The 24,303-nt window shown below is 69.4% G+C and carries 21 protein-coding genes; 8 read left to right on the top strand and 13 right to left on the bottom strand.

Annotated features, from left to right (window positions below; genetic code table 11):
- Positions 1-47 precede the first annotated feature (47 nt).
- Positions 48-1,202, bottom strand: a complete 1,155-nt coding sequence (locus HMPREF0321_RS12395) for a Fic family protein (RefSeq protein ID WP_006946862.1) — start codon at positions 1,200-1,202, stop codon at positions 48-50.
- 232 nt (positions 1,203-1,434) lie between these two features.
- Here HMPREF0321_RS12395 and HMPREF0321_RS12390 point away from each other — a divergent pair, with 232 nt between their 5' ends.
- Both HMPREF0321_RS12390 and HMPREF0321_RS15075 read left to right on the top strand, forming a co-directional pair.
- Positions 1,435-4,035: a DNA topoisomerase (ATP-hydrolyzing) subunit A gene (locus tag HMPREF0321_RS12390; protein ID WP_006946888.1), complete on the top strand. Its 2,601-nt coding sequence runs from the start codon at positions 1,435-1,437 to the stop codon at positions 4,033-4,035.
- 386 nt (positions 4,036-4,421) lie between these two features.
- Positions 4,422-5,303: a sucrase ferredoxin gene (locus HMPREF0321_RS15075; RefSeq protein ID WP_006946901.1), complete on the top strand. Its 882-nt coding sequence runs from the start codon at positions 4,422-4,424 to the stop codon at positions 5,301-5,303.
- Between the two features lie 91 nt (positions 5,304-5,394).
- Here the strand turns inward: HMPREF0321_RS15075 and HMPREF0321_RS12380 are convergent, their stop codons facing one another.
- Positions 5,395-6,072, bottom strand: a complete 678-nt coding sequence (locus HMPREF0321_RS12380; protein WP_006946886.1) for a hypothetical protein — start codon at positions 6,070-6,072, stop codon at positions 5,395-5,397.
- 258 nt (positions 6,073-6,330) lie between these two features.
- Positions 6,331-7,701, bottom strand: a complete 1,371-nt coding sequence (locus HMPREF0321_RS12375) for an AI-2E family transporter (RefSeq protein ID WP_006946874.1) — start codon at positions 7,699-7,701, stop codon at positions 6,331-6,333.
- Positions 7,702-7,799: 98 nt separating this feature from the next.
- Here HMPREF0321_RS12375 and HMPREF0321_RS12370 point away from each other — a divergent pair, with 98 nt between their 5' ends.
- Positions 7,800-8,201, top strand: coding sequence for an uncharacterized HhH-GPD family protein (locus HMPREF0321_RS12370; protein WP_006946872.1), 402 nt, complete (start codon positions 7,800-7,802; stop codon positions 8,199-8,201).
- Between the two features lie 59 nt (positions 8,202-8,260).
- On the opposite strand, the gene HMPREF0321_RS12365 is transcribed toward HMPREF0321_RS12370, so the two are convergent.
- The 4 genes from HMPREF0321_RS12365 to HMPREF0321_RS12350 form a co-directional block, all read right to left on the bottom strand.
- Positions 8,261-8,659: a hypothetical protein gene (locus HMPREF0321_RS12365; RefSeq protein ID WP_139023656.1), complete on the bottom strand. Its 399-nt coding sequence runs from the start codon at positions 8,657-8,659 to the stop codon at positions 8,261-8,263.
- A gap of 143 nt (positions 8,660-8,802) precedes the next feature.
- A complete protein-coding gene (locus tag HMPREF0321_RS12360; RefSeq protein WP_040015027.1) occupies positions 8,803-9,462 on the bottom strand; it encodes a hypothetical protein in 660 nt (219 codons plus the stop codon).
- Between the two features lie 213 nt (positions 9,463-9,675).
- Positions 9,676-10,956: an MFS transporter gene (locus tag HMPREF0321_RS12355; protein WP_006946897.1), complete on the bottom strand. Its 1,281-nt coding sequence runs from the start codon at positions 10,954-10,956 to the stop codon at positions 9,676-9,678.
- Positions 10,953-13,124, bottom strand: coding sequence for a type IIA DNA topoisomerase subunit B (locus tag HMPREF0321_RS12350; RefSeq protein ID WP_006946863.1), 2,172 nt, complete (start codon positions 13,122-13,124; stop codon positions 10,953-10,955). Before HMPREF0321_RS12350 ends, HMPREF0321_RS12355 begins: the two co-directional genes overlap by 4 nt.
- 282 nt (positions 13,125-13,406) lie before the next feature.
- On the opposite strand from HMPREF0321_RS12350, the gene HMPREF0321_RS12345 reads away from it, so the two are divergent.
- Together HMPREF0321_RS12345 and HMPREF0321_RS12340 are read left to right on the top strand one after the other, a co-directional pair.
- Positions 13,407-13,604 (top strand): hypothetical protein, encoded by a 198-nt coding sequence (locus HMPREF0321_RS12345; RefSeq protein ID WP_006946873.1) that lies wholly within the window; start codon positions 13,407-13,409, stop codon positions 13,602-13,604.
- A 212-nt stretch (positions 13,605-13,816) separates the two neighbouring features.
- Positions 13,817-14,317 carry a DUF456 domain-containing protein gene (locus tag HMPREF0321_RS12340; RefSeq protein ID WP_131940856.1) on the top strand — a complete coding sequence of 167 codons (501 nt, stop codon included), beginning with the start codon at positions 13,817-13,819 and terminating at the stop codon, positions 14,315-14,317.
- Positions 14,318-14,386: 69 nt separating this feature from the next.
- Here the strand turns inward: HMPREF0321_RS12340 and HMPREF0321_RS12335 are convergent, their stop codons facing one another.
- The 5 genes from HMPREF0321_RS12335 to HMPREF0321_RS12315 all read right to left on the bottom strand — a co-directional run bounded on the left by HMPREF0321_RS12335 (position 14,387) and on the right by HMPREF0321_RS12315 (position 20,745).
- Positions 14,387-14,854 (bottom strand): DUF3040 domain-containing protein, encoded by a 468-nt coding sequence (locus tag HMPREF0321_RS12335; RefSeq protein WP_006946879.1) that lies wholly within the window; start codon positions 14,852-14,854, stop codon positions 14,387-14,389.
- A 162-nt stretch (positions 14,855-15,016) separates the two neighbouring features.
- Positions 15,017-16,165 carry a DNA polymerase IV gene (gene dinB / locus HMPREF0321_RS12330; RefSeq protein WP_006946866.1) on the bottom strand — a complete coding sequence of 383 codons (1,149 nt, stop codon included), beginning with the start codon at positions 16,163-16,165 and terminating at the stop codon, positions 15,017-15,019.
- Positions 16,162-19,908 carry a DNA polymerase III subunit alpha gene (locus HMPREF0321_RS12325; RefSeq protein WP_006946899.1) on the bottom strand — a complete coding sequence of 1,249 codons (3,747 nt, stop codon included), beginning with the start codon at positions 19,906-19,908 and terminating at the stop codon, positions 16,162-16,164. Before HMPREF0321_RS12325 ends, dinB begins: the two co-directional genes overlap by 4 nt.
- A gap of 3 nt (positions 19,909-19,911) precedes the next feature.
- The gene (locus HMPREF0321_RS12320) at positions 19,912-20,388 is read right to left on the bottom strand and encodes an SAV_6107 family HEPN domain-containing protein (RefSeq protein WP_006946864.1); all 477 of its coding nucleotides are present in this window, start codon (positions 20,386-20,388) and stop codon (positions 19,912-19,914) included.
- 51 nt (positions 20,389-20,439) lie between these two features.
- Positions 20,440-20,745, bottom strand: a complete 306-nt coding sequence (locus HMPREF0321_RS12315; protein ID WP_131940850.1) for a DUF6504 family protein — start codon at positions 20,743-20,745, stop codon at positions 20,440-20,442.
- A 165-nt stretch (positions 20,746-20,910) separates the two neighbouring features.
- Between HMPREF0321_RS12315 and HMPREF0321_RS12310 the strand changes: the two genes are divergently transcribed.
- On the top strand, positions 20,911-22,005 hold the full coding sequence (locus HMPREF0321_RS12310; RefSeq protein WP_006946859.1) for a polyprenyl synthetase family protein: 1,095 nt from the start codon (positions 20,911-20,913) through the stop codon (positions 22,003-22,005).
- Positions 22,006-22,020: 15 nt separating this feature from the next.
- On the opposite strand, the gene HMPREF0321_RS12305 is transcribed toward HMPREF0321_RS12310, so the two are convergent.
- The gene (locus tag HMPREF0321_RS12305) at positions 22,021-22,395 is read right to left on the bottom strand and encodes an Rv2175c family DNA-binding protein (protein ID WP_006946890.1); all 375 of its coding nucleotides are present in this window, start codon (positions 22,393-22,395) and stop codon (positions 22,021-22,023) included.
- 86 nt (positions 22,396-22,481) lie between these two features.
- Here HMPREF0321_RS12305 and HMPREF0321_RS12300 point away from each other — a divergent pair, with 86 nt between their 5' ends.
- Together HMPREF0321_RS12300 and HMPREF0321_RS12295 are read left to right on the top strand one after the other, a co-directional pair.
- Positions 22,482-23,375 (top strand): transglycosylase SLT domain-containing protein, encoded by an 894-nt coding sequence (locus HMPREF0321_RS12300; protein ID WP_006946870.1) that lies wholly within the window; start codon positions 22,482-22,484, stop codon positions 23,373-23,375.
- Between the two features lie 49 nt (positions 23,376-23,424).
- A partial coding sequence (locus HMPREF0321_RS12295) for a protein kinase (protein ID WP_006946869.1) occupies positions 23,425-24,303 on the top strand: 879 nt, incomplete at its 3' end.

Genomic DNA, 24,303 nt, shown 5'->3' with positions numbered 1-24,303 from the left:
CACTCGTCACGTGAGTCATCGTGTCAGGTGCTGAACGCGCCTCGACGCTACGGCAGGTTCATGCGGATCTGCCGCATGAGGTCGGGGTACGGGTCGACGAGGGTGCGCTCACCACGCGCCTCGCGGACGACGTTCTGCAAGAGCTCGCCCGGGAGGTAGTAGCGGCCGCGGCCGCGCGTCGGCCCCTCCGGGCTGAGCAGCCCCGCCGTGGCCAGCGCCGCCAGATCACGTGTCGCTGTGCGTTCTTCCACGCCGGTGCGGTTGACGTAGGTGCTGCGCCGGATGCGGATGCCCAGGGCAGCGTCGAAGAGTGCGTCGACCGAACGCTCGGGCACCCCTGTCGTCGCCACGAGATCGTCGAGCGCGCTCCAGACGTTCTCCGCGTCGCGGAAACGGCGCCGGAGCGTCTGGGCCTGCTGGTGGTGGGCTCTGAGAGAGAACTTCACCCACGCCGTCGCGTCGCGCTGGGGGTTCCAGGCACCCTGCCCCGTCGCGGCCAGGACGTCGTAGTAGGCCCGCGTGTTGGCGCCCAACCACTCCTCGATGCTGGAGAACTCCGGCTCGAGAATGTCGTCGGTGGCGAGCACCAGCGTCTGCAGGACGCGGGCCATACGTCCGTTGCCATCACGGAAAGGGTGGATCATGACGAAGTTCAAGTGAGCCATGGCACCACGAACCATGCTGTGCTCCCCCGATGACGCACTCATGGCGCCGACCAGGGCGTCGATGAGAGCCGGCACGTCGTCCGGATCGGGCCCCTCGTAGACGTTGGCTCCGGTCGATTCGTCTTGAACGTAGATGGCTGTCCGCCGGAACTCGCCGGGGCTCTTCGACAGGTCATGTTCGAGGAGCATGAAGTGCATCGTCCGGAGCGTGTGAGCATCAAGAGCGAACCCCGGCAACGTCGCCATGCGCAGCACGTACGTGAGCACGCGCCGATAGCCCTCGATCTCCTTCCACGTGCGCTCATCCGCCGTCAGCGGCTCATCGCCCTCGACTGCAGCCGCCGCATCCTCGGGGGTCACGTCGTACCCCTCGATGCTGTTCGACCCCCTGATGGCACGCGCTTGGGTCGTCCGGCGCAGGCCCCCGGACCATCGTTTCGGGGCGCGCAGTACAGCGGCCATCTCGCGACGGATGGCATCGATCTCGTGGAGAACAGCGACGTCGACCTCGTCGAGGTCCGGTGTCTCGTACAACATGGCCGCCCCTCCGTCGCGTCCCGATGTCTCAATGTCCTTTTCATTAGGACATAGAGACAGTAACCCGCCGCGTCGCTATGTCCTAATGCAAAAGACATAGAGACATGGCTGCCACGGGACGCGCTCAGACCCCCGCCGCGTGTCGCGAACCCCCGTCAGCGCGCGGATGCGCGAGGATGAGCGATGCACCCTGCCCGGGTACCGGGCGTCAGCGAGCTAGTGAGGAAGCGCAGTGGCACGCACGAAGAAGCCCGAGATGCCGGACGAGGACATCGTCGAGAACATCATCGACATCGATGTCGAGGACGAGATGCGGGCGGCTTTCCTCGAGTACAGCTACTCCGTCATCTACTCGCGTGCCCTTCCCGACGCGCGTGACGGGCTCAAGCCGGTGCAGCGGCGCATCCTGTTCTCGATGGACGAACTCGGCCTGACGCCGAACAAGAACCACGTCAAGTCCTCGCGCGTCGTCGGGGAGGTCATGGGCAAGTACCACCCGCACGGCGACTCGGCGATCTACGACACGCTCGTGCGCATGGCGCAGGACTTCACGATGCGCCTGCCGCTGATCGACGGCCATGGCAACTTCGGCTCGCTCGACCAGGGCCCCGCGGCGTCGCGTTACACCGAGGCGCGTCTCGCGCCCGCATCGCTGACGCTCGTGGCCGGCCTCGACGAGAACACCGTCGACTTCGTGCCCAACTACGACGACTCGCTGCAACAACCGTCCGTCCTGCCCGCCGCGTTCCCGAACCTGCTCGTCAACGGCGCGAGCGGCATCGCCGTCGGCATGGCGACGAACATGGCGCCGCACAACCTCGGCGAGGTCGTGCAGGCCGCGGTCCACCTCATCAAGAACCCCGACTGCAGCCTCGACGACCTCATGCGCTTCGTGCCGGGCCCCGACCTGCCGATGGGCGGGCGCATCATCGGCCTCGACGGCATCCGCGACGCCTACCTCACCGGCCGCGGCACGTTCCGCACGCGCGCGACGGCGACGATCGAGAACGTCACGCCGCGCCGCAAGGGCATCGTCGTCACCGAACTGCCGTACCTCGTCGGGCCCGAGAAGGTCATCGACAAGATGAAAGACCTCGTCGGGCAGAAGAAACTGCATGGCGTCTCCGACGTCAAGGACCTGTCCGACCGCCACCACGGCCTGCGCCTCGTCATCGAACTGAAGAACGGCTTCAACCCCGAAGCGGTACTCGAGCAGCTCTACAAGCTGACGCCGATGGAGGAGAGCTTCGGCATCAACAACGTCGCACTCGTCGACGGCCAGCCGCGCACCCTCGGGCTCAAAGAGCTGCTGCGCGTCTACACCGACTTCCGCATCGACGTCGTACGCCGGCGCACCACGCACCGCCTCGGCAAGAAGGAGGACCGCCTCCACCTCGTCGACGGCCTGCTCATCGCGATCCTCGACATCGACGAGGTCATCCAGATCATCCGCTCCTCCGACGACTCCGCGACGGCGCGGGCGCGCCTCATGCAGGTGTTCGACCTGTCCGAGGCGCAGGCGACGTACATTCTCGACCTGCAGCTGCGCCGCCTGACGAAGTTCAGCCGCCTCGAGCTCGAGAAGGAAGCCGACGAGCTGCGCGCCGAGATCGAGAAGCTGCGCGCGATCCTCGCCGACGTCAAACTGCTGCACAAGGTCGTCTGCGACGAACTGCTCGCCGTCGCCAAGGAATTCGGGACGCCGCGTCGCACCGTCCTGCTCGAGGGAAACGGCACGCAGGCGGTGGCGAAGACGGCATCCAAGTCGTCGATGCCGCTGGAGATCCCCGACGACCCGTGCTGGGTGCTGCTGTCGTCAACCGGCCTCATCGCGCGCACCACCTCGGCCGATCTGCTGTCGACCGACGGTGGCCGCCGCAAGCACGACGTCGTCCTCGCCGCCGCGCGCACCAGCGCGCGCGGTGAGTTCGGCGTCGTCACGTCCGCAGGTCGGCTGTTCCGTGTCAGCGCGCTCGAACTGCCGCACCTCGTCGACACGCACGCAGCGCCCGTCCTCGACGGCGGCGCGCCCGTCGCCGCGTTCGTCGACCTCGCACCCGGCGAGAAGGTGCTGACGGTGACGTCGCTGCGCGCCGACTCCCCCGGCCTCGCACTCGGTACCGCAGCGGGCGTCGTCAAGCGCGTGACGACGGAGTACGCGAACAAGCCGATCATGGAGGTCATCACGCTCAAGGGCGACGACGTCGTCGTCGGCGCCGTCGAACTGCAGACCGGCACCGAGGAGCTGACGTTCGTCACGAACGAGGCGCAACTGCTGCACTTCAACGCTGCGAACGTGCGCCCGCAGGGCCGCACCGGCGGCGGTGTCGCCGGCATCAAGCTCGGTGCCGGCGCACGAGCGATCTTCTTCGGCTCCGTCTCGCGCGACGGCATCGTCGTCACCGGCGCGGGGCACCCGGGCTCGCCGAACGGTGAGATCACCTCGCTCAAGGTCGCACCGTTCACCGAGTTCCCCGCCAAGGGACGCGCGACAGCCGGCGTCCGCGCCCACCGCTTCCTGCGCGGCGAGAACCACCTGACGTTCGCGTGGGTCGGTTCCGCGCCGGCGCGCGCGGCGGATGCTTCGGGCAAGGCGATCGGCAAGCTGCTCACCCTCGACGACGCAGACGGCAAGCGCGACGGTTCCGGCGACACCGCCCCCGGCCAGATCGCCGCGATCGGCACGACGGCGCCCTACGCGTCGGTGGCCGCCGATGCGTCGTCCGCCGAAGTGGCCGAGCAGACGCCGGTGACGGCGGGCGAAGAGACTGACGACGGTGCGATCGGCGACGACGGAAGCCGCCTCAGTCTGTTCGACGGTGACGACGCCTGACGTTCGGCGGGGTGGGTGCTGGCGCGGGGCGCTGCGGGCCTCTATGGCGGCCCCTGGTGCAGTTCGCATCGACAGCTGAGTCACTTGGTTACCGCTGTGTCAGTCAGGACTGACTCAACCATCACCAAGTGACGCAGCTGCCTCGCCTTCATCCGTTGATGGCGACGGTGGCACTCCGAGCCACCGCGGTGCATCAGCCTGTGTCGGCCAGCTGAGTCAGTTGTTCGCCCGTGCGGCAGTCAGGACTGACACAACCACCACCACGTGACGCAGCTGCGGCGGGCGCGCCGGGTGACGGCCAGGGTTCTGCTGAGCGCGTGTCATCTGAGGCGCTCGCATCAGAGCGCGAGACCCACCGTGCCTTGGCGCGCCTCTAGGCTGGGGGCATGATGACGTCACCCAGTTCGTGCTCGCTCGATTGGGAAGCGGCCGGCATGCCTGCGTGGGGGACGGCGAAGGTGGCGCGCGTCATCGTCGCCGTCGAGGTGCCGGGCGCGTGGGGACGCGATGCCGTCGGCGACTCCGGGCTGCCGCAACCTGCAGACGCAACGCTGTACCTCATCCGTCGTGTCGGGCGACATGCCGTGGCGGGTGAGACGGCCCGGGTGTTCGTCGGCGGTGGTTTCGGTGACGAACCGTGGCTCGTCGAAGCGACCCTGCGACGCGAAGACGTGACAGGTCTGCTCGCCGGCGATGTGGCAGAGCGCGCGAGGTTGGCGTCTTTCGGTTTCGCCGCACGCCCCGAGCCTGTGCTGCTCGTGTGCACGAACGGCCGCCGCGATGCCTGCTGCGCCGTCCGTGCCCGGCCCGTCGCGGAAGCTGCGCATGCCGCCGCACCCGACAACGTGTGGGAGGTCTCGCACATCGGCGGCCACCGGTTCGCGCCGACGGCCATCCACCTGCCGAGCGGCCAGACCTTCGGTCGACTGACCGGCGACACTGCTGCCGCGCTGGCGACGGCCTCGACGAGCTCGCCGGCGAATCCGGTTGTTCAGCAGCTCTTCTCGTCGACCACTCACCGCGGCCGTATCGATCTGGAACCGGTCGCGCAGGTGGCGGAGACGTGGTGGCGCCAGCAGCACCCCGATCTGACGTTGGCCCCCGTCTCCGGGATCGGTGCGCCCGTGGCGAACGGCGACGACGGGTGGCTCGTCTCCTTGCCCGACGGCACATCGCTCACCATCACGTCGGTACCTGGCCAACCTCTGCGCGACTCGTGCCTCAAGGCTGCGAAACCTTCGGCGTCCTTCGTCGCGCGACTGAACTGAAGCCGCAAACCTGCCCGAGCAGGCGCCGCCCACCGGCCCCGAGCTAGGGCCAGTGGGCGGCAAGGCAGCCGGCTCAGTCGGGCACGTGGGCCTACTTGCGTGCGGTGTTGCTCGTGACACCCCACGTCGTGGCGGTTGTCGAGTAGACCACTCGGTAGTCTCTGGTCGCGCTGGTCCGGTACGAATACGACGTGCTTCCCTTGACCGACTTCGTCACAAGAGTCCTCCACGTAGACGAGCCCACGTCCTTGTACTGGAAGGAGGCAGAGGTCTCGAAGGCAATGGGCTTGCCCCAGTACGACGACCAGCGAGCACCGTTCGAGCTGAGTGTCACTGACGTCCCTGAACGCGTCGCCTTGATCGTCGACCAAGAGCCGAGTCGCACGTCGGTCGTGGGCGAGTTCTGTGTGAACTCGTTGTAGTTGACCGATTCACCCGCGTTCTCCGGACGCCATGTGACCTTCCCCAGGGAATGCCAGTCATAGACGTCCCAATGCTCCGAACTCGAACGATCGAAGTAGAGGAAATCCTCCGCACCCTGCGAGGTGTACCCCGACCACGCCGCAGACAGACTCGAGGCGTAGTAGGAGCAACCGCCCGTCACCGTGGGTGTGAAGTGCTGGTAACTGCTGGTGATGCGCACAGTCGACGGGACGACGAGGCGGCAACTTCCGATGACGGCAGCGTCCGCCGTCGGTGCGACTGCGACAGCGGCGAAGGTGGCCAGAGCCGTGGCGCCAGCAGGCGCGAGTCGCATCATGTTCTTCATGGGGATCCTTGGTTGGTGCGAGGGGTGACCCCTGTCACGCGACGGGGCACCTTCACTCTAGCCTGCCGCTCCTTGCCACCCGTTCCGTTTGTGTCGCTCGGTGCCATCGGTCGTCGGCCACGATGACAGGGACAGGAGCGTGGAGCGCGCCCCAAGTACAGAGCACCGGCTGCCACGCTTGGCCTGCCATGCAATCCCGGACGCGATGTATGTCTCGCGGCACGAGGGCAGCGAGGACGGAAGGCGGCCCCCGGCCGGTCAGGCCTTCGTCGCACCACCGGAGCTGCGGTTATCGTCGCGGTTCACCGCAGCGGTGTCGCCGTGAGTGGTCGACGTGGCGTCGCTGTCACGAGTCGCGTGGTCGGAATCATGGCGGCCGCCCGTCTCGACCGCCTGGTCACGCGCGTCGCCGGCGGCGTCGTCAGCTTCTGCGAGTTCGACGGGGTCGCGCTGGCCCGGTGGGTCGTCACTCGTCGCAGAGTCGTCGTCGTCGAGATCCTTCTTCGCGTCGCGTTGCGCGGCGTCGAGCGTCGAGCTCTTCACCTCGTAGCGCGTCTTGTAGAGGTCGAGGATGGCCATGGCCGTCGCGGCGGCGGGCACACCGAGCAAACCGCCGGCGAGGCCGAACATGTTCGCGCCTGCGAGGGCGGATGCGAACGAGACGGCCGGGTGGACGTCGACGGCGCGTGCGCTGATGTTCGGCTCGATCGTGACGTTCTCGATCTGCTGGTAGACGATCGCGAAGATGAGGACGAACAGGCCGTTGATCGGTTTGTCGCTCGTCGCGCCGACGAGGACGGGCAGGACGATCGAGATGTACGTGCCGATGTTGGGCACGAACTGCGCGATGATGCCCGTCCACAACCCGAGCGCCAGCCAGTACGGCATGCCGATCAGCATCATGAACGTGCAGTGGATCGTCGCCGAGATCGTCGCGAGGATGAAGCGCGCCGCGACGTACCCGCCGACCTTTGCGACGAACACCTCCCACACCGTCAGCACGACGCGCTGCTGACGCGGCGGGAACAGCCCTGCCACCCAGGTGCGCAGACGCGGTAGGCCGGCCGAGATGTAACAGGTGAAGAAGATGAGGACGAACAGGTTGAACGCCGTGGACACGACGCTCGTCACGAGCCCGAGGACGCCGCCGGCCAGCTGCGAACCGTAGTTCGCGACGTTGTCGGGCGTCAGGTTGACGCTCGAGAGCAGCTTGTTGATGTCGTAGTCGGTGTCGAACTTGCGGTTGACCCAGTCGACGCAATCCGTGACGAGGCCGGGCGCCGCACTGATGAGCGCCTGCACCTCGTCGACGAGGAGGCCCCCGAACGCGGCGAAGAACCCGACGACGGCGCACGCCAGCAGCAGGACGACGAGACCCGTCGCGAGCGCACGCGGCATGTGCATCGCGAAGCGCGACACGGCCGGTTCGATGGCTGCGGCGAGGAAGAACGCCACGACGACGTTGAAGACGACCGAACCCGCCGACCCCGTCAGATAACCGAGGGCGGTGAGCAGGGCGAGGGCGCCGATGACGATCCAGGTGGCATGCCACACCGACTTGAGGTCCAGAGAGACCTTGAGGTGCTGCGGTTCGTCGTCACCGACATCGGCGCGCCTGAACAGTGTCATGTCGTCGTCGTTTCGCTCGCTGAGTGATCTGGCGTGATCCTCTCACGAGGTGGTGACATCGACATGTTCCTTGGGCCGCGCCGCCCTACGATGCCTGCATGCCCCGATTGCACATCGCCCAGAACGACCGTGCCGACGCCGTCATCTCGGAGCGTCTGTTCGGGCTGCTCGTCGGAATGCTGCTCGAGCAGCAGATCGCGATGGAGGTGGCGTTCTCCGGCCCCGCCAAGATCTACGACCGGTTCGGCACGCTCGATCCGACGAAGATCGCCGCGATCGAACCGGGTGAGTTCGTCGAGAAGTGCACGACGCCTCCCGCCCTTCACCGTCACGGCCGCTCGATGGCAGAGCGCGTGCAGAAGCTCGCCGCCGTGCGCGACGACTACGACGGCGGCACCCACCCCATATGGGCGACGGACGACGCCGCCGACTCGCTGCAGAAGGTTCGCGAGACGAAACGTGAGATGAAGGCGGCGAAGAAGGCCGCAGCCCGATCGTGACGGCGGCGTCAGCGGCACCTCGCCGACGTTGGGCGAGGGACGCCGCGCTGCCAGGGGGCTCAGGTGCGCAACCACGCCACGAGACCCGCGCAGCCGCACGCCCACAGGACGCTGACGAACGTGCCGATGATGAACCGCTCGGCGACGGCCGACTTCTCGCCGCTGCGCAGCTCCGGATAACGCCCGAGCCCCTTGACGGCGAGAACGATCGCGATCGCCTCCGGCCACGACGCGACGAGCCCCGCGAAGATCGCCAACCGCTCAAGCGCGCCGATCCACGCGCCGCCGCGCAGGATCGTGGCGGCCTGTGCGACCCCGTCCGAGGACTCCGGCAGGCTCTCCCCCACCTCGGACGCCCGACGATCGACGCTGCGGAACACGAGCGTCGTCACGACACCACCACCCGCGAGCGCCAGTGACCCGAACAGCGCGACGACGAGAACATCCCTGACATCCATGACCCGACGGTAGACGCCGCCACCGACAGTGGTGAGGACACAGGCCGGGACGATCCGTTCCGTCAGGCGCAACGCCGAGCCGGGTGAGGGCCGGGCTGGTGATCCGAGCGCGCCCACAGCCGTCATGCCGCGGGCGCACACGATCAGAGCATGTCGGCTCTCGAGCGACGCCGCCCCTCAGCAGAGCGAGCGCGCGCAGCGTCCATGAGGCGCGCGGCGAGGCGCATGCCGGCGTCGCTCTCCTCGACGGCTGCGGCCCGCGCGCGTTGGCTGACGGCCGAGGGGGTGATGTCGAGTTCGGCGGCGACCTCGCGCCCCGTCAGCCCCTGCCCCAACAACTCGGCAACAGCCCACCCCGCAGGTGTGCGGCGATGCCAAAGCAGGTGCAGCAGCGCCAGCGCCGCGTCGAGGTCGGCCCCCGCCTCGGGCGCCGAAGGAGCCCGAACGGCCACGCGCGCCGGCACGAGCCGGGATGCCTCGACCGCCTCACGCGCCGCGATGAACGCCTCACCCGAGGCGGCACGCACATCGTCGGGTACGGGCGTCACGACCGCGCCGATGCCGACCCCCACCCGCCAGCACCCGAGGCGCGCCAGCCGTTCGAGCGCCTCGACCGTATCGCTCGAACGCGTGAACAGGGCCTGGATCTCATCCCCCGCCGTCCGCGCGAAGCCGCGCGCAGACCCCCCGCTCGACGGGAGAGCGCGCAGCGCTCGCAGGGCGGAGGGCACGGCGTCGCCGCCAGAGCGGCTGTCGACCTGATCCGCCGTCAGCACCACGAGAGAGGATCGGAGTGAAGGCATGGACCTAAACTAGCAGAAGTTAAGGGGAAAAGCTTCATTCGTAGAACCGTCCAGATCGACCATCCGCCGACGCTCAGCCTGACCACACACGGCGCCAAACGACGGGGACGGCCCCACTCGCCCGGCCAGCCGTCATCGCGGACACCCCTGCCCGAGACCGACGAAGCCACATCACGGTTGCCGCACCCGGTTCGGCCCGGCGCGCCCCACGACTCAGGCAGCGAGTCGATACCGCCGGAAGGACGGGACGAGCAGGCCCACGAGCACGACACCGATGACGACGCACACGCCGCCGAGCCACGCCGTCGTCGCCGCTCCGATCGCGGTCGCGCCGGCGCCGTGGATGACGTCCGCGATGCGTGGGCCGCCGGCGACGACGACGAGGAACACGCCCTGCAGCCGCCCGCGCACCTCGTCGCTCGCCGCCGTCTGAAGCATCGACGTGCGGAAGGCCGCGGAAACCATGTCGGCCGCACCTCCGATGACGAGGGCGATGAACGCGAGCCAGAACACGACGTCGACGCGCCCGTTCGCGAGCGCTACCGCCGCACCGAACCCGATGATGGCGAGGCCCCATACGAGCACCGCGGCCAGCACGGCGACGCCGTGTCGTCGCACGCGCGACACCCACCCGGAGAACACGCCGCCGAGCACGGCGCCGACGGGGATCGCCGCGAACAGCCACGCGAACGCGAAACCACCCCCGAGCGGACCGCCGAACGACTCGTGCGCGATCTGGGGAAACTCCGAGCGCGGCATGCCGAACACCATCGCGATGAGGTCGACGACGAAGCTCGCGAGCAGGACGGGGTGACGCGTCAGGTAGCGCAACCCGTCGAGAACCGACGAAAAACCGGCCTTGACGACCTCACCGATCGGCGGCAGCGCGGGCATGCGGAACACGGCCCACAGCGTCGAGAGCAGGCATATCGTGTCGATCGCGTACATCCACGAGAACCCGAGTACGGGGATGAGCGCGCCGGCGAGCAGCGGGCCGGCAATGCCACCGGCCATCGCGACCGTCATGAGCAGCGAGTTCGCGGCGGGCAGCAACTCGGGTTCGAGCAGGCGCGGCAGCGACGATTGCAACGCCGGTTGATGCAGCGCGAACAACGCCTGCTGTGCTGCGAACAGACACAGCAGCACCCAGACGTTGACGCCGCCTGCTGCCGCCTGCGCCCAGAACAGCGCGCTCGCGACGACCAAGCCGCCCGAGGTGAACAGCAGGATCCGTCGACGATCGTGCGCGTCGGCGAGCGATCCGCCGTACAGGCCGAACACGATGAGCGGCACGAGGCCGAACAACCCCGTCAGCCCGACGTAACTCGAATCGCGCGTCTGCGCGTAGATCTGCGCGGGCACGGACACGATCGTCAGCTGCGCGCCGACGACGGTGACGATGTCGGCGATCCACAACCGCCGGAAGGCGGGGTTGCGCAACGGCCGCGTGTCGGCGAGAACCGAGCGAAACCGTTGCAGCCGAGTCGAACTCATGCGTCGATGCGCTCGGTGTCGAGATCGTTGGCGCTGGAGATGATGAAATCCTTGCGCGGCGCGACCTCGCTGCCCATGAGCAGGTCGAACACCTGCTCGGCCATCTCGGCGTCCTTGAGCGTGACACGACGCAATGTGCGGTGGCGCGGGTCCATCGTCGTCTCCGCGAGCTGGTCGGCGTCCATCTCACCGAGGCCCTTGTAGCGCTGCGGCTGCTTGAACGTGCGGCCCTTCTTCTCCCACGCCGCGACGGTGGCTCGCATCTCGTCCTCGGAATAGGTGTAGATGACCTCACCCTTCGCGCGGCCCTGCGCGCTCACCTCGAGACGGTGCAGCGGCGGCATCGCGGCGTACACGCGCCCCGCCGCGACGAGCGGACGCATGTAGCGGAAGAACAACGTCAGCAGCAGCGTGCGGATGTGGGCGCCGTCGACGTCGGCGTCCGTCATGAGGATGATCTTGCCGTAGCGCACCATGTCGAGGTCGAAACTGCGCCCCGAACCCCCGCCGACGACCTGGATGATCGAGGCGCACTCCGCGTTCTTCAGCATGTCGCCGACGGACGCCTTCTGCACGTTGAGGATCTTGCCGCGGATCGGCAGCAGCGCCTGGTACTCCGAGTTGCGCGCCGCCATGCCCGTACCGAGCGCCGAGTCGCCCTCGACGATGAACAGCTCGCTGCGCTCACCGTCGGTCGAGCGGCAGTCCTTCAGCTTGCCCGGCAGGCTCGAGGATTCGAGCGCCGTCTTGCGACGCTGCGTCTCCTTGTGGGCGCGCGCGCTGATGCGCGACTTCATCTCGGCGACGACCTTCTCCAGCAGTAGCGCGGCCTGCGCCTTGTCGTCACGCTTCGTCGACGTCAGGTGCGCGCTCAGCTCCTTCTCGACGACCTTGCTGACGATGGCGCGCACGGCCGCGGTGCCGAGCACCTCCTTCGTCTGGCCCTCGAACTGCGGCTCCGCGAGGCGGACGGTGACGACGGCCGTCAGACCGGCGAGGACGTCGTCCTTCTCGACTTTGTCATTGCCGACCTTGAGCTTGCGCGCGTTGACCTCGAGCTGCTTCTTGAACACCTTCATGAGCGCCTGCTCGAAACCGGTGTTGTGCGTGCCACCCTTCGGCGTCGCGATGATGTTGACGAAGCTGCGCACCTTCGTCTCGTACCCGGTGCCCCAGCGCAGCGCGATGTCGACGCCGCACTCGCGCGTCACGTCCTGGCTCGTCATGTGGCCGCTCGATTCGTCGAGCACCGGCACCGTCTCGGTGAACGACCCGCTGCCCTGCAGGCGCCAGATGCCGGTGACGGCGGCGTCGGGCGCGAGGTACTCGCAGAACTCGCTGATGCCGCCGTCGTGGAGGAAGGTCTCCTCGTGGGGGCCGTTCTCCCCCGGCGTACCGGCGAGGCCCCGCTCGTCACGAATGATGATGGTGAGGCCCGGCACGAGGAAACTCGTCTGACGAGCGCGCGCGATGAGCTGGTCGTAGTCGAACTGCGCGGTCTTGAGGAAGATCGTCGTGTCGGCCCAGTAGCGCACGCGCGAACCGGTGACGCCGCGCCTGGCCTTGCCGACAACCTCGAGCTGGCTGCCGGACTCGAACGGCGTGAACGGGTTCGTCGGGCTCTTCGCGAGCGGATCGGAGGAGTCGCCGTCAGCGAACGTGCCGGGCTCGCCGCGGCGGAAACTCATGCCGTACGTCTTGCTCGCACGGTCGACCTCGACGTCGAGACGCGAACTGAGCGCGTTGACGACGGACGCACCGACGCCGTGCAGACCACCGGAGGCCGTGTACGACCCGCCACCGAACTTGCCGCCCGCGTGCAGTTTCGTGAAGACGACCTCGACGCCCGACAGACCCGTGCGCGGCTCGACGTCGACGGGAATACCGCGGCCGTTGTCGCGCACCTCGACGGAGCCGTCGGGCAGGAGGATGACCTCGATGCGGTCGCAGTACCCGCCGAGCGCCTCGTCGACGGCGTTGTCGATGATCTCCCAGAGGCAGTGCATGAGGCCGCGACCGTCGGTCGAGCCGATGTACATGCCGGGACGCTTGCGGACGGCCTCGAGCCCCTCGAGCACCTGGAGGTGGCGGGCGGTGTAGTTCTCTTGGTTCTCGCTGGGCGACACCTGGGGAATCTCCTTGACCTTCGTCACGCGCACACTCGACATGTGCCTCGACACGCTATCGGACGAACCCCGTCGTTCCGCGTCGCCACGCGCAAGCCACCCCTCGTGGGCGCTCCGTCATGTGGTGTGCATGGTGGTGTGCGGCCGCGGGTGCACGCGGGTCGAGGCAATCGCTCGGGCGCGCGAGGAGGCCCGCAGATCGAAACCGGCTTCGCGGGAATGCCTCCACGTGGAAGACTGTTGTTCATTGTCGAGAACCACATTCGTGTGGGTTCACGAATACGCGTGCGACGGCCCTCGCGCCGTCCGACGAGGAGGATGGATATGACCGCAACGATGGAACAAACGATGACCGCCGCCGACCGCTGCGACCGCTGTGGCGCCCAGGCGTTCATCAAGGCCGTCATGTCCGAAGGTCTCGAACTGCGCTTCTGCGGCCACCACGGCCGTGAGCACCTCGACAAGCTGCGGGAGGTCGCCGTCGAGGTCATCGACGAGACCCCCCGTCTCAGCGAGGTCTGAGCATCTCGCGCCTTTCGGCACAGCAAACCGTTCGGCCCCGCGCCCTCGATCATCGAGGCGCGGGGCCGAACGCATGCCGGGGGCACTGTCGGACGCACCCGGGCATGAGGCCTCGCGCGATGGGTGTCGTGCGATCGGTGCCGTGCGACTGACGCCGCGCGACGGCGGTGATCTCGGGCGCAGCGATGCGCTGATGGGCCATGATGAACACCATGGTGGTCTCCACAGAAACCTTGACGACGCTCGGTGCGGCCCTGCTCGTCGCGGTCGGCATCGCCGGCCTCATCGTGCCCGTCCTACCGGGCCTCGCGTGCGTCGTGCTCGGCGTGCTCGTCTGGGCCATCGGCCAGTCGAGCACGGCGGCATGGGTGGTGTTCGCTGTCGCGTGCGTCCTCGCTGTCGCAGGCTATGTCGTGCAGGTTCTCGTGCCGGGGCGTCAGCTCTCGCGGGGTGGGGTCGCGCGGCGCAGCAACATCGTCGGGCTCGTGTGCGCGGTGGTCGGCTTCTTCGCCGTCCCCGTGATCGGGCTGCTGCTGGGCTTCGTCATCGGCGTGTTCTTGGCGGAGAGCGCACGACTGCGTGATCGCGCGCAGGCGTGGACAGCGACCCGCGTCGCCATCCGGGCAGCGCTGACGTCGGTGGGCATCGAACTGGCCGCAGCCGTGACGATCGCCGTCGGCTGGGCCATCGCTGCGTTCGCGCTGGCACGGTGAGCGGGGCGCGCCGAGCGTCATCGCTGCAGACGAGCAGCGAACACTCACGTCAGCGACTCCGCTGCCGATTCACCATCCCTGGTTCTCGTAGCGGCGACGCTCCCAGCGCTGCTCCATCCGCTGCATGAAGTCACCCTGCGGACGAGGAGCCGAGGAGCGCGGCCGAGCGGTGCGCGCCGGACGCGCCATGCGCGGCATCCGTGACGCGGGGTGCGCGCCGGTCTGGGCCGTGATGCCCTCGAACGAGTTCGGGTCGACGACGTGCAGGGCGGGCCGTGACGGCGTCTGCACGGACAGCAGGGCACCCGCGGCGATGACCAGCATGCCGACGAGACCCAACCACATGTGCGAGGAGTACGTGCCGACGGCAGTGAGGCCGAGGCCTGCGAGGCAGACCGCGCCGGCGAGGAGGGCGCGACGACGCCGTCGACGGCGCTCCGGGTCGGCCTGCATCGCCGAGGCGAACTTGGGATCCTCGGCGGAAAGCTGCGCCTCGAGCTGCTCCAACGTGCGCAACTCATGCTCGGACAACGGCATGGTGGCCCTCCATCCCTTCGTCACCCCACATGGTGCACAGCTCGTGCGGCGGGTGACACATAACGTCAGTTGTAGCACTGCGGCGTGGTGCACGACGGGGAAAGTGCATCACACCCTGACCTTTCACGCCAGAGCCTGCCGCCGTGGGCCGTCCGTGCCCGCTCATCCGACGAGGCTCGCCGGGCGCACGATGCCTGCCCCGAACCGCGCGCTCGCCCGATCGATCGCCCGATCCGCCTCCCGCCATCCGTTCTCACGCTCCCCGAGCCGGATCTGCCGCGACGTCTGGCGTACGTCCTTCAACCCCTGCACCCGCACCCCGACGAGCCGCACCAGCGCGCGTTGCAGGGCGAGCGCGTCGAACAATTGCGCTGCGACGTCGTAGATCTCGCGGCTGACGTCGGTGTGCTCGGGCAGCGTGCGCGAGCGCGTGATCGTCGTGAAGTCCGAGAACCTCACCTTGAGCACGACCGTCCGACCTGCGACCTGCGCCGCCCGCATCCGCGCCGCCACCCGATCACTCAGCTTGAGCAGCTCGCGCTTGATCTCGACGGCGTCGTCGAGGTCGGCGGGAAACGTCTCGTCCGAACCGATGCTGCGCTCGGGTTCGTGCGGGACGACGCGGCGCTCGTCATGCCCCCAGGCGAGGCGGTGCAGGGTGACGCCCGCGCTCTGCCCGAGGGCGCGCACGAGCGTGCGTTCGGGCAGGTGTGCGACATCGCCGACGGTGCGCAGCCCGAGGCGATGCAGTTTCTCCTTCGTCGTCTCACCCACGCCCCACAGCGCCTCGACGGGCAGCGGGTGGAGGAAGTCGAGGGTCTCGTGGCGCTCGACGAGGAGCAGCCCGTCAGGTTTCGCGCGCGTCGAGGCCAGCTTGGCGACGAACTTGACCGGCGCGATGCCGACCGAGCACGTGATCATCTGCTCGTCCGCGACGGCGTCACGCAGCTGGTGCCCGAGCGCAACCGCCTGACCCGGCGTCGGTGCCACCCCGCTCACGTCGAGGAACGCCTCGTCGAGCGAGATGGGTTCGACGAGCGGCGTCACCTGAGCGAACAGGTGCATGACGGCTCCCGAGATGCGCGAGTACAGCTCGGCGTCGGGTGGCAGCACCACCGCCTGCGGGCACAGCCTGCGCGCGCGCCCCATGGGCATGCCGGAGCTCACCCCGAACCGTCGCGCCTCGTACGTGGCGGACAGCACCACCCCGCGACCCGCACCCCCGACGATGACGGGGGTGCCCACGAGTTCGGGGCGCTCGATGAGCGACGCCGAGGCGTAGAAGGCGTCCATGTCGACGTGCAGGATCATCGTTTCCATCCTCCTGAGCTTCCCGGGCTCGCGTGCCACAGGTGTGACGGAGCCTCACCCTCGCCGGGCAGTTCGGCGCGCGAGGCACGAAGCGCCTCCCCCGCCGGTTTGATGTCGGTGTACGGCGACTGCGCGAACCCCGACGCGTGCACGAGCTGACGCCGCCCGCGCGCGGCCCCGACCGAGCGCTCCGCCCCGCGCCGCTCGCTCTCCTCGACGAGACGGTGGACCCCGGCCTCGCCGTCGTGCTCCCACGCCTTCCACGCCTGCGCCAGATCCCACGCTCCCGTCGCGCGGATCGAGACCCCACGCGGGCCGGTGCGGCGCACGACGCCCCGCACGAGGAGCATCCACGCGTGGAAGACCGTGTCGGCGTAGGGGCCCTGGACGTCCTCGAAGAACGTCGCGTCGGCCGGGCCCGTACCGTCGTCGACGGTGAGGAAGATGACGCGTCGCCCCGAACGCACCGGCGGTGTCTGCGTGGCGACCTTGATGCCGGCGCACCACACCGTCTCGCCGCCGTGCAGCGACGCGAGGTCACAGGCCCGGCTGACGCCCAACGCCCGCACGAGAGGCGCGTAGAACTGCATGACGTGCCCGCTGACGTCCAACCCGAGGATGTCGAGCTCGGCCCGCACCTTCTCGGCCGGGGTGAACTCGGGCAGGCCACTGCTCACCGCCTCACCGTCGTCGAGCATGTCGAAGGCCAGCTGCGAGCCCTGCGTCTCGTACCGCTCGTGCGGCCGTCGCCCCTGCGCCTGACGACGTGCCGCCTCGACGCTGTCGAAAGCCATCACCGTTCCTGCGGCCCCGTCCGCGTTCACAGACGCGCCCACGCCCGGGGCCGAACTGATCATGCGACGGCGAGCGCCACGCGTCAGACGCGCCGAGGCGTGCCGATCCAACCGTTCGAGGTCGTCGAGCTCGAGCAGCAGATCTCGCCGCGTCGGTGCGCCGCATACGCCAGGTCGTCCGGTGCCGTGCAGTGCGTCGAAGGCGCCGACGAGCAGCAACCGCTCGACGACGGGCCGGCTCAGACCCGCCCGGCGCCACACGTCCGTCAGGCTCGTGTAGGGCTGGCCCTCCACGAGTGACGTCATCTCGCGCTCGCTCATACCCTTGACGTCGAGGAAACCGATGCGCAACCCGAGATGGTCGTCATCGCTGCCCTCGCCCGGCACGCGCTCGACGCGGTACTCGCGGCGCGAGGCGTTGATGTCGACGCCCAGCACGGGCACGCCGAACGTCCGCACGTCGGCGAGGATGAGTCGCTTGGGGTACATCCCCGGGTCGTGGGTGAGAACGCCTGCGACGAACGCGGCGAGGTGATGGGTCTTCAACCACGCCGACTGGTAGGTGGGGACGGCGAACGCGGCGGCGTGCGCCTTGCAGAAACCGAACGAGGCGAACGCGGCGAGCACCTCCCAGATGCGGTCGCGTTCCGCACTCGTGTAGCCGCGGTGCTGCGCGGCCTCGCGCCACCACAGTTCGATCTTCTCCTGCCCGGTGCTCGAGCCCATCGCCCGTCGCACCTCGTCGGCCTGCGCCAGCGTGATGCCGGTCGTCTGCGCGAAGATGCGCAGCACCTGTTCGTGGAAGACGACGACACCCATCGTCTCCTCCAGCGCCGGGCGCAGACTCTCGTGCAGGTACTCGGGCGGCGCCCACCCCTGCCGCGCGCGCAGGAACGGGGTGATCATGTCGCTCTTGACCGGCCCGGGGCGGAACAGCGAGATGTCGATGATGAGGTCTTCGAAACGCTGCGGCCCGAACTTGCCGATGAGTTCCCGCTGCCCGGGCGACTCGATCTGGAAGCACCCCAGGGTGCGCGTCGTGCGGATGAGCTCGAAGGTGGCCTCGTCGTCGAACGGCACGCACTCGGGGTCGTCGAGGTCGACGACGGCACCCTCGACGCGTTCGATCTCGGCGACGGCGTGGGCCATGGCCGACTGCATGCGGATGCCGAGCACGTCGAGCTTGAGCAGCCCCAGCGTCTCGACGTCGTCCTTGTCGAACTGACTCATCGGGAAACCGAGCCAGCTCGCCTCCATCGGCGTGCGCTGCGCCAGCCCGGCGTTCGACAGGATCACCCCGCACGGATGCAGCGCGATGTGCCGCGGCAGCCCGTCGAGGCGCTCGACGAGGTCGAACAGCCGGTCGAGCTCCGGTTCGGCGAGCCCGCGCGCCCGCAGCTCGGGCAGCTCCTCGATCGCATGCCGCACGTCACGGGCCGCGACGTGCGGGAAGGCCTTCGCGATGACGTCGACGTCGGCCGGCACCATCCCGAGCGCGGCACCGGCGTCACGGATGGCGTGGCGCACCCGGTAGGTCTCCATCATCGACACGCACGTCACCCGCTCCCCGCCGAAGCGCTCCATGATGCGTTCGTAGATCTCGGTGCGGCGCGCCGACTCGACGTCGATGTCGATGTCGGGCAGTGACGCGCGGGCCCTCGTGCAGAACCGCTCCATGAGCAGTCGGTGCTCGATGGGGTCGACCCCGCTGATGCCGAGCAGGTAGGTGATGAGGCTGCCCGCGCCCGACCCGCGGGCCGCGACGCGCCCGCCCATGTCGCGGATGAGGTCGCAGACCTGCGCGACGGTGAGGAAATACGTCGGGTACCCGAGGTGACGCACCACGTCGAGCTCCTCCTCGAGCCGCTCCAGCACCTCGCGCCGTTTTGCCTCCGACGCGTGCGGGTAGCGTCCGTTCACCGCGGCGTGACAGCGCTCGGTGAGCACCCGCTGCGGGTCGGTGCCCGTCAGGCCCAGCACCTCGACCTCGGGCAGGTGCACCGCCCCGATGCCGATGTCTCGGAACGGGTGCTGGACGCACGCCTGCGCCAGCCGGTCGCTCGCCCCGACGAGCTCGAGCGCGGCGCCGAGATCACCCAGCCCTTCGGCGAGCGCCTCGGCCTGCGTCAGCATCTGCGCCTCAGGGCGCAGATGGCCCTGAACGCTCGTGCGATCCAGGTGACGCAGGTCGAGCGCCACCCCACGGCGTGCCGCGTCGAGGACGTCGGCAGTGATCGCCTCGTCGACCTCACCATGACGCACCCAGCCGCTCAGCACGGCGGGCACGCCGCACCGACGGGCGAGGCGCCACAGGTTCGTCGCGTGACGCCGACTGGCCATCGCCTCGGGCGGGCCGTCGTGGCAGGCCACCTCGAGGGCGAGCGCGCCGTGCGGGAGAGCGGTTCGCCAGCGACGCACCAGGGCCTCGGCCTCGGCGTGACGACCGCGCAGGAGTGCCTGCCCGACGTCCGAATCCGGGCCGAGGAGCACCGTGAGTGCCGGCTGGTTCGGTTCGCTCTCGTGCGTGACGTGCGCGGCCACCCGGTCGAGACTCGTGGCGGGCGCGCCGCGCTCACCGCTCAGATGAGCGTCGGTGACGAGACGGCACAGCTGGGCCCACCCCAGCCCCGGCGCGAGCCCCGACGCCGCACCGCGGGCGAGGACGGTGACGCGCGGGCTCCGCTCGTCCCGCGCCGGGCCACCCTTGGCGGGGGTACGCGCCCGCAGCACGCGCTCGGGCGCCAGCGCGAGGTCGACGCCGAGGATCGGCTCGAGGCCTGCGGCGCTGCACGCCTCGACGAACTTGACGCTGCCGTACAGACCGTCGCGGTCGGTGAGCGCGAGGCGTCCGTACCCGAGCTCGGCGGCGCGGGCGACGAGTGTCGCGGGTGGGGTCGTGCCGTACTGCAGCGAGTACGACGAGGCGACCCGAAGGTGCGTGAACTGCATGGTTCACCTCACCTGGACCGGGGTCATGCGCGAACCGACCGGCGCGAGCGGCGGGAGACCGGCGTGCTCGAGGACGATCTGCAGGAACGTCTCGGCCTGCCGCACGAGATCGTCGGCCTCTCGTGCGGCGGGCACGAGGATGCCTGCGCTCACGGCGCGGCTGCGGCGCCCGCTCTCGGTGAAGAACGCCGCCCATTCACCCAGCTCGGGCGCGTGCTGGGCGAGCGTCACCCACGCACTGCGCGGCTTGGAGCTGAGGCTGCGCGGCGCCTTCCACGCGAGCAACCCAGCAGCGGCGCGCAGCGCCGCGAGATGCGCCGCGACGTAGCGCTGCGAACTCGTCGAGACGGTGCAGGCCTCGACGAGGGTGTCGTGGGAACGCGCGACGAGGTCGAGCAGATCGGTGGAGCAGACGGCAGGGGCGGCGTTCGTCGAGGTGACCGACGTCGACGTGGTCGGGGCTGTGGTCAGGGTCGTCATGGGGCACTTCCTTCGTCGATGGGGCGGGAACGGGCGGTTCAGTCGATGAGCTCAGTCGGTGAGGGCGCGCAGCGACCAGCGCTCACCGTGGTGCACGAGGTGGAAGACCCCGCTCGAGGCGCGGCGCCCGGCCGTCGCCTCGACACGCCAGGTGCGTTGCTCGAGCCGGCGCTGGACGTCAGGGGCGCTCTGCTCGTCAGGTGTCGTGGGACGGGCCGGATCACGCCACCACGGCACCCGTTCACGCCAGGTGTCGAGCACCTGCGTCACCCGGTAGCGACGCCCGCGCCACTCGAAGACCACGGGCTTGCCGCACGCGTCGACCCCCATGGCGACGACGTCGTCGTACTCGCGCATCACACGACCTCCTCCTCGGTGGAGGGCAGAGCCCTCCCCACGAAAATCGAACTTCTGTTCGATGAGAAGAATGTACGACCGACGTCTGACAACCCCGTCAGGTCGCGGTTCTCACGCCGCTACGCGTAGGCTCACTGGTAGCCGATCTGGAAAAGGAAACGCACCGTGCCCGACTCTCTCGATGCGCCGCGCCTGCTCGAACGACTGCAGGAGACCCTCGATGCCGAGGTGAGCCATCAGCGCGACGTCCTCGCCCCCCTCGGCGGCCAGACCGACCTCATGCTCGACGCCGTCGCCACCCTCCTGCGCGGAGGCAAGCGTGTGCGTGCGTCGTTCCTGTACTGGGGTTACCGCGCCGCCGGTGGAGCCGACAGCGACGCCCTCGTGCGCTGCGCCGCGTCGATGGAGCTGTTCCAGGCCGCCGCGTTGCTGCACGACGACGTCATGGACGCGAGCGACACCCGACGCGGCATGCCCGCCGCGCACCGGGCGATGGCCGCCGCGCACCGCAGCCGCGGTCTCGACGGTGACGCCGACCGCTTCGGCGAGGCCGGCGCCATCCTGGCCGGCGACCTGTGCCTGACGTGGGCCGACGAGATGTACGCGACGAGCGGCCTGCCCGCCGACGAGGTCGCGCGCGGTCGCGCCGTCTTCGACCTCATGCGCACGCAGCTCATGGGCGGTCAGTTCCTCGACGTCCTCGAGGCCTCGACGCCCTGGGCGACGATGGGCACGCCCGAGCGCATCGAGCGTGCGCTGCGCGTCATCCGTTTCAAGAGCGCCAAGTACACGATGGAGCACCCCCTGCTCATCGGTGCGGCGAGCGCGGGCGCCTCCCCCCACGTCACGCAGGCCCTGTCGCAGTATGGTCTCGCGCTCGGTGAGGCCTACCAGCTGCGTGACGACCTGCTCGGCGTCTTCGGCGACCCGGCCCAGACGGGCAAGCCCGCCGGCGACGACCTACGCGAGGGCAAGCGCACCGTCCTCGTCGCGCACCTGCTCGACGCCGCCGGTGACGAGCCGGAGGTCGGCACGTTCTTCGCCGAGCGTTTCGGCCACGACGACCTGCGCGAGGACGAGGTCGAACGCATCCGTGTGCTCGCTCGCGAATCAGGGGCCGTCGACGCCGTCGAAGCGCGCATCGCCGAGGGCGCTCAGCGGGCCCGCGCGGCGTTGGACGGTGTGCGCAGCCAGGTGCCGGCCGACGCCTACGCCGCGCTGGAGGCGTTCATCGAGTCGACGACGGCCCGCACGTTCTGACGCGGCAGCTCGCGATCAGAACGCGTCCTCCATGGCGCGCTTGCGCACCTCGGCCTTGCGGCCCGCGCGCAGCATGTCGATCGGTGCCCCGTCGATCGGGAGGGTCTCGTCCGGCGTGCACAGCCAGCGGATGGCCTCGTCGTCGTCGAACCCGCCGTCGTTGAGCACCGTGACGGTGCCCATGAGCGAGGCGAGCACGCCGCCGCCCTGGATGAAGGCGGCCGGCACCGCGACGACGTTGCGCTCCCCGACGCGGCTCGCGATGATCTCGCGGTCGGCGATCATCTGACGCACCTGGCGCAGCGACATGCCGAGCGCCTCGGCGAGGTCGGGTACGGTCAGCCAGTCGCCGACGAGGGTCTCGAGGTCAGGTGCGGTTGCGTCATTCACCCTCACAGGGTGCCAGAGACTCTCTCATCGGCGCACGTCGAGCGCGCCTCCACCAAAACGTCACAGCCGCGACCTAGCGTGGACACATGCCCGCCCTTCTCGCCCTGCCCGTCGCCGTCCACAGCGCCGCCCAGCCCGTGCACCACCAGCTGCGCGGCCCGCAGTCGCACGCCGAGACGCCGACGTCACACCGCGCGAACGCCGCGAAGAAGCCGGTGCGCAGGATGGCGACGACGCGCGTGCGCGTCGGCGACACCGTCTACGGCATCGCGCGACGCATGCACTCCAGCGTCGCCGCCATCGTCAAGGCGAATCCCGGCATCGAGGTGCGCCGCCTGCTCCCCGGCACGACGCTGCGCGTCCCCGTCGCTACCTCCGCCGCGCACACGCCGTCACCCCACCCGGCGACGAAGCCCACCCGTGCGGCGACGAAACCCGCAGCCACGCCGCACCCGGGCCCTTCGACGCACGCCCCGAAGCCGAAGCGCGTCGTCCGCTACGCCGGGACGGCGGCGGCGCGCGGCTATCCGGCGTCCCTCGTCGCCTCCGGTGACCGCCACCGCCGTCAGCTCGCCGCGGCCGACCTGCCCGGGCAGGCGCAGATCCGCGCGATGATCACCTCGACCGCGAAGCGCTACGGCGTCAGCCCGAAGCTCGCCCTCGCGATCGGCTGGCAGGAATCGGGTCACCGGCAGAGCGCCGTCTCGGTCTGCGACGCCCTCGGCACGATGCAGGTCACGCCCACGACCGGGCAGTGGGCCGGCTCCATCGTGCATCGTCACCTCGACCTGCTCGACACGCAGGACAACATCACCGCCGGCGTCGTAACGCTGCGTTTCCTCACCGAGCACGCGCACGATCAGAACGAGGCCATCGCCGCCTACTACCAAGGTCTTGGAGCAGTGCGCGCGCACGGCATGTACCCCGACACCCGCCGGTACGTCGCGAGCGTCAATACCCACATGAAGCGTTTCTCCTGACGCGGGCGTGCACAGCCGACGCACACGCGGAGCCGCCTAGACTGCGCTCGTGGAGCCGATCCAAGCCGACCCCCTCATCGGGCAGCTGATCGAACGCCGCTATCAGGTGAGAAGCCACCTGGCCGACGGCGGGATGGGGCGCGTCTACGTCGCGCACGACACACGCCTCGAGCGCGACGTCGCGTTCAAGGTGCTGCGCGCCGACCTCGCACGCGACCCCGCCTTCGTCACCCGCTTCCAGCGCGAGGCGCGCGCCGCCGCACGGCTCAGCCACCCGCACGTCGTCGCCGTCCACGACCAGGGGCGCGACGGTGACGTCGTGTTCCTCGCGATGGAACTCGTCGACGGCGTCACGATGCGCGACGTCATCAACCGTGGCGGACGCCCCACCGGCGAGCTGCTCGCACTGTTCGAGCAGGTGCTCGACGGGCTCGGCGCCGCCCATCACGCGGGCCTCGTCCACCGCGACATCAAGCCCGAGAACATCCTCATCAGCTCGCGCGGGGTCGTGAAGATCGCCGATTTCGGTCTGGCGCGCGCCGTCTCGTCGGCGCGCTCGTCCGTGAGCGCCGACAACGAGATGCTCATCGGCACCGCCTCCTACCTCGCGCCCGAGCAGGTGGAACCCGCCCGATTCGGCCACTCCGGTCCGCGCGGCGACGTCTACGCCTCCGCCCTCGTCCTCGCCGAGATGTTGACGGGGCGTCGCTCGTTCGACGGCGACTCCCCGGTCCAGGTCGCCTACCGCCACGTCCACGAAGCGCCGCATCCACCCTCGAGCGCTGACGCGTCCCTGGCCCCCCTCGACGCCTGGTTCACCCGCGCGACGAGCAAGATGCCCGCCGATCGTCCGGCCGACGCCACCGCCTCCGCCCACGAACTGCACGCCGCGCGCGCCCGGCTGACGCCCGAGGCCCTGGGTCACCCG

Source organism: Dermacoccus sp. Ellin185 (assembly GCF_000152185.1).
Lineage (GTDB): Bacteria > Actinomycetota > Actinomycetes > Actinomycetales > Dermatophilaceae > Dermacoccus > Dermacoccus nishinomiyaensis.
This window is presented reverse-complemented; position numbering and strand designations above follow the sequence as displayed.

Coding starts and splice junctions, on each gene's coding strand:
- HMPREF0321_RS12325 (WP_006946899.1), bottom strand. CDS start 19,908: ATGCAGTTCACGCACCTTCGGGTCGCCTCGTCGTACTCGCTGCAGTAC.
- HMPREF0321_RS15075 (WP_006946901.1), top strand. CDS start 4,422: ATGATGACGTCACCCAGTTCGTGCTCGCTCGATTGGGAAGCGGCCGGC.
- HMPREF0321_RS12360 (WP_040015027.1), bottom strand. CDS start 9,462: ATGCCTTCACTCCGATCCTCTCTCGTGGTGCTGACGGCGGATCAGGTC.
- HMPREF0321_RS12365 (WP_139023656.1), bottom strand. CDS start 8,659: ATGGATGTCAGGGATGTTCTCGTCGTCGCGCTGTTCGGGTCACTGGCG.
- HMPREF0321_RS12340 (WP_131940856.1), top strand. CDS start 13,817: ATGGTGGTCTCCACAGAAACCTTGACGACGCTCGGTGCGGCCCTGCTC.
- HMPREF0321_RS12375 (WP_006946874.1), bottom strand. CDS start 7,701: ATGACACTGTTCAGGCGCGCCGATGTCGGTGACGACGAACCGCAGCAC.
- HMPREF0321_RS12320 (WP_006946864.1), bottom strand. CDS start 20,388: ATGACGACCCTGACCACAGCCCCGACCACGTCGACGTCGGTCACCTCG.
- dinB (WP_006946866.1), bottom strand. CDS start 16,165: ATGATCCTGCACGTCGACATGGACGCCTTCTACGCCTCGGCGTCGCTC.
- HMPREF0321_RS12370 (WP_006946872.1), top strand. CDS start 7,800: ATGCCCCGATTGCACATCGCCCAGAACGACCGTGCCGACGCCGTCATC.
- HMPREF0321_RS12315 (WP_131940850.1), bottom strand. CDS start 20,745: ATGCGCGAGTACGACGACGTCGTCGCCATGGGGGTCGACGCGTGCGGC.
- HMPREF0321_RS12345 (WP_006946873.1), top strand. CDS start 13,407: ATGACCGCAACGATGGAACAAACGATGACCGCCGCCGACCGCTGCGAC.
- HMPREF0321_RS12335 (WP_006946879.1), bottom strand. CDS start 14,854: ATGCCGTTGTCCGAGCATGAGTTGCGCACGTTGGAGCAGCTCGAGGCG.
- HMPREF0321_RS12355 (WP_006946897.1), bottom strand. CDS start 10,956: ATGAGTTCGACTCGGCTGCAACGGTTTCGCTCGGTTCTCGCCGACACG.
- HMPREF0321_RS12300 (WP_006946870.1), top strand. CDS start 22,482: ATGCCCGCCCTTCTCGCCCTGCCCGTCGCCGTCCACAGCGCCGCCCAG.
- HMPREF0321_RS12395 (WP_006946862.1), bottom strand. CDS start 1,202: ATGTTGTACGAGACACCGGACCTCGACGAGGTCGACGTCGCTGTTCTC.
- HMPREF0321_RS12350 (WP_006946863.1), bottom strand. CDS start 13,124: ATGTCGAGTGTGCGCGTGACGAAGGTCAAGGAGATTCCCCAGGTGTCG.
- HMPREF0321_RS12380 (WP_006946886.1), bottom strand. CDS start 6,072: ATGAAGAACATGATGCGACTCGCGCCTGCTGGCGCCACGGCTCTGGCC.